This window comes from Microcoleus sp. bin48.metabat.b7b8b9.023, from assembly GCF_013299185.1.
In the GTDB taxonomy this organism is placed as follows: Bacteria; Cyanobacteriota; Cyanobacteriia; order Cyanobacteriales; family Microcoleaceae; genus Microcoleus.
This window is the reverse complement of the sequence record NZ_JAAFKG010000121.1, coordinates 1-4,656: the sequence shown is the minus strand read 5'-3', so window position 1 is coordinate 4,656 and position 4,656 is coordinate 1. Positions and strand designations below refer to the sequence as shown.

Sequence of the window (4,656 nt, the reverse complement as noted above, 5' to 3'; positions counted from 1 at the left end):
TTCGTACCTGTCGTGTGAACTAGGTCGGATCGTCGAGTACTTCCAACCTAGTTTATTCGATTTGGTGCAGGGCTACTAAAAGCCTACTCCATAGTCGGTACTCCGACTTGGTGTAGGTAGTTTACTTTTGTTTTACGGTTCGTAGTGAGGACTTTAGTCCTTCTTCCTGAGGACTTGCATTCCGAACGATCGAACCAGTTTTACAATAGTGGATCGAGGCGACATAAGCTTACCAGAAAAACCTCACCGATCTTGATTCGCGTGATAACAATTATGTTTTGTTTGACGGTTCGTAGTGAGGACTTTAGTCCGCATCCAAGAAAGGACTGAAGTCCGAACGATCAAACCAGTTTGATAAAAGTGAATCGAGCGGACACGAGCTTACCACAAATACCTCACCGCTCTTGAGAAGGCTGATAAAAATAGTGCCTGATGTCAGTAGAAACTCACATCAGGCACTATTAGAAATCCGATCGCGCAAATCAACTCTTTTTTTACCGGATGACGGCTAAAGCACCAGCGCCCGCAGCCGCAGCCGCCGAGGTAAGAGCCGTGAAAAACAGCCACCAAGATGCAACTTCCGCTGCTTTCCGGGTTTCTTCGGCTTGTTTTTCGGCTTGCAATTTAATGCTTTCGAGGCGAAGCTGCGCTTCTTGCTGCAAGCGTTCTGCTCTTTGCAAGACGGTATTTCTGCTTTTTTCAATTTGGTCGATCAAGCGGTTCGCATCTGCTTCAGAAATGTCCTCGCGCGAACTAATTAGGGCTACTAAAGTATCGCGGTTGAAATGACCGAGGCGATCGCGCAAAGCATCAAATCCGGCTTGCGGATCGTCAAATAACTTCCGCACGTCCCGCGTAATGCCTTCGTAATTGAGTTCCGGGCGATCGAGCGAATTGAGGTAATCCCGAACTTTTCCCAGAACCCCGTCAATTACTGACTGAACGCGCTCCTGTATTTTCTGAATTTGCAGTTGAAATTGGTCGCGCACCGACACAATTTGATCGACAATACGAGTCGCTTCTTCTTCCGAAATATCCGGGCGCTGAGACAGCAGGGAAATGGCTGTAGCTCGATCGATATGCGACAGCCGTTCGCCCAAGCTGTAAGCGCCGACTTTTGGGTCATGTAGCAGCAGTTGCAAGTCCCGCTTGATGGCTTCGGGATTTAATTCATCCTTGCCCGTATTTCGCAAATAATCCTCTAAAATGCTCTGAAAATCCTGGACTTGAGTTTGCACCCGCTTCGCCAAACGGCGCGGTGCTTTCACGATCGATCCTAGAGTTTCCTGCACTTGGTCGATAATTTGATTGACTTGTTCCTCGGTCAAATCTTCTCTCTGAGAAAGCAGCTTGACCAAAGTATCGCGATCGACCTGAGAAAGGCGGCCGCGCAGCGCTAAAGCCCCTTCCTTGGGATTTTCCATCAATTTGGTCAAATCCCGCTTAATCCCTTCAGGATTGAGTTCTTCCTTGCCAGTCTTTCGCAGGTAATCTGCCAGGGCGGTGGTAGTTTGGTCGTACTGATCCTTAGCTTTTTCTGCCAGCTTTTGCGGTGCTTCCAGCGCGCTGTGCCAAGTTTCTTCGGCACTGTCGAGAAGCTGATTTACTTGGTCTTCGCTGAGGTCTTTTCGCTGAGATAGCAATTTTACCAAAGTTTCGCGATCGAACTTAGAAGCTCTAGCTTTTAGCGCCCAAATTCCCGCTTCCGGGTTGTCCAGCAGCGTTTTGAAATCGCGCTTGAGCCCTTCGGGATTGAGTTCTTCTTTGCCCGTAGACTGCAAGTATTCTTGCACTTTTTGCCACTGATTGTCTAGTCGGACTTGCGCTGCTTCTTGCAGACCTTTAGAATCTGCTAAAACGACATCTCGCGTCCTTTCCAACTCTTTAACAATCTGTTCTACTTCTTGGAAGCCGAAGCCTTCGCGACCTCTGAGGATTTGCACAAAACTCTCGCGGGTGTATGGAGAAAGCCGATCGCGCAACTGTTCGTAATTCGCATCAGAATCCTCTAAAATTTTCTTGAAATCGCTTCCGATACCTGCTGCTGTCAGTTCTGCTTTCGGCGTCAGCTTCAAATAAGTTTCCAAGCGCCACTGCAAATCGCGAGCTTTTTCTTGCTCCTCCGCAAAAATAGCAGTTTGTAAAACTCGCTGTCTGATTCCTTCTAATTCCTGGGAAATTTCTTTAATTTTGTCTTGGGTAAAAACGCCTCGACTTGCCAGGATTTCGGCAAACTTGGACTGATTGAGTTTTTCCAATTCGCGGCGCACAGTTCCCGGATCTGCCGTTGGATCGTAGAGCACGTCACGAAATTCGCGTTCGATCGCGGTAGGGTTCATCTGCCACGAATAAGTGTTGAGCAAGTAGTTTTCTACGTCGGCACGAATTGGGCTGTAAGTTTCTGGTTCGCCTTTGACTTGAGCGGTAATTTTATCAGCTTGCTGGCTAACTTTGTCCTTAGCTGTTTTGAGCTGACCAATTACTTTTTCCACATCTAAGTCAGAAATATCCGTGCGACCCAAAACTATTCCCATTAAAGCATTAACTGCCATTGACGTTGCTTGGGACATCATTGTGGGGTTTTGTCCGGAATTTTGACCGCCCAGATTCCCGAGAACTTTTTCTACCCTACTTGTCAGCGTATCTGAGAGCAAATCTCCCGATTTTGCTGATTTGAGATAATCTATTAATTGGGCGATGCCGTCTGATTTCTGGTCTTGTTTTCCTACTTGTTTCCAAGCATCTTGGAGTTGGTCTACAATCCGGTTGACATCGCGTTTTGACAAGTCCGATCGCGAACTAACTAAATCTATCAGGGTTTGTCGATCGAGATTCGGCAAATTTTCGCCAGCAATGCTTTTGAGTTGCGGATCGTTGAGCAATTTTTCAAACTCGCTACGCATCGCTTTGATGTCTAATTCCGGCGGTTTGAGGGCTTGGATGTAGTCTTCTACGTTTTCCCGCAAGCTTGTAGGGTCGATCGCGCTACCGAGCTCGTGGCCCACTGCTGCTGCTGCTGCTTTCGCCGTGGCGACGACTTGGTTGCTAGCTGCTTTGGCGCCGAGGGCTGCGGCTGCGGTGCCGAAAATAGCTTGAACGCCAGATGTTGCGGTGTTAACGACGGAACCAATCAGGGAACCGACGGTGGTAGAGCTCACCCATACCAGCAGTGAGAAATAAGCGGCCCACACGACTAAACCGACGATCGCACCTAAACCGGGACTGCTAATCAAACTAAGCTTAACTGCTAGCAAGCAAGCGAAGAATAGGGCGATGGTGACAGTGATTAGAGTCCAGGTACCGACTTTGCGCCCGATGTGGCGGACGGGACTACTGCTATCAGATTTGTGTCCATCGTCGTGGGATTGTCCGATGTAGGAAAGGCCTGCGGCTACTGACAAATTTGTCAGCAAGAGTTGGAAAGCGCAGGCGAGCACGACTCCAGATATTAAGGCGATAAAAAATTGCGGCCCGGAATAAAGGAGTGCTGCATCTTCTACTCTGCTTGTTGTTGTTGTAGTCTGTTCTACAGGCACTTGAGCCAGCCAGAACCCGATGTTATACAGTTGTGGATTAATTGGCAAATTTTGAAACATAGTATATTCCTCGTATATTCCTCGTTAAAGGGTGGGTGCGGCGCGATCGGCGAATGTATAGTTTTAGTCTCGTACCCCTAAAGGCAAGCATCGCCTTATTGACGAGCTAAAACATCCCCCTACAGTCGGAAGTGTATAGATATGTCTGCGGCCTGCTGTTGATTGAGGGATAATTGTGCTATGCCAGTTTTGTTTGGTTTGTGAAGTAGATTTTTTTAACGCAACGAAACACTTGCTTTGAAACACATTCACAATATCTACAGTCCCGAACACAACTGAAAGGTACGTAGTTGCGCTTCAGCGCTCTTATAGATCTAGAAAAGAGCGCTGAAGCGCAACTACGTACCTTCTTGCGATCGCCGAGAATTCAACGGACACGGTATTAGTTATTAACCTTCAAAGGATGGAATGATGCCACGAGAAAGTCATGCAATTATTATTGGCGGCAGTTTAGCAGGACTGTTGGCCGCTAGAGTATTAGCAAAACACTTCGATCGCGTAAGTATTGTTGAACGAGATTTTTTTCCAGAAAAACCCGCACCCCGCCCCGGTATTCCTCAATCCCGACACCTGCACATCCTTTTGACTCGGGGAAAAATCATCCTAGAACAATTGTTTCCCGGCTTAGAAAACGAACTGATAGCTGCTGGTGCTCCGAGGTTAGATCCGAAGTCGATCGCCTGGTTTAGTCCCGCAGGTTGGGCGACACATTTTACCCCGGATCCAGATGATTTAGTTATGTTCAGTCGGGATTTACTCGATCGCCAAATTCGCCGTCGCTTGACAGAAAATACGAACGTGCATTTCCTGGAAGGAGGGACTGTAACAGGGTTGCTGGCGAATACTCAGGGCACGGCGATTGCTGGGGTGTCGGTGAGGAAGCGCGATCGCCAAAACCCAGGTAACATCAATGAAGAGAATTTGAATGCGGATTTGTTAGTGTCATGAATTATTCGCGGGGGGTTCCACGGTCATGTTTGGCATGATCTCGCTCTACGACGAGGCAAAAAACTGTGAGACAACTGGTTTCATTGGGAAAGGCTCCAATCTCATCAGATTT

2 protein-coding genes are annotated in these 4,656 nt (G+C 47.9%); one reads left to right on the top strand and one right to left on the bottom strand.

Annotated features, from left to right (window positions below):
- Positions 1-494: 494 nt before the first annotated feature.
- Positions 495-3,596, bottom strand: a complete 3,102-nt coding sequence (locus QZW82_RS32070) for an MFS transporter (RefSeq protein WP_293158419.1) — start codon at positions 3,594-3,596, stop codon at positions 495-497.
- A 408-nt stretch (positions 3,597-4,004) separates the two neighbouring features.
- Here QZW82_RS32070 and QZW82_RS32065 point away from each other — a divergent pair, with 408 nt between their 5' ends.
- A complete protein-coding gene (locus QZW82_RS32065) occupies positions 4,005-4,544 on the top strand; it encodes a hypothetical protein (protein WP_293158416.1) in 540 nt (179 codons plus the stop codon).
- Positions 4,545-4,656: the final 112 nt, after the last annotated feature.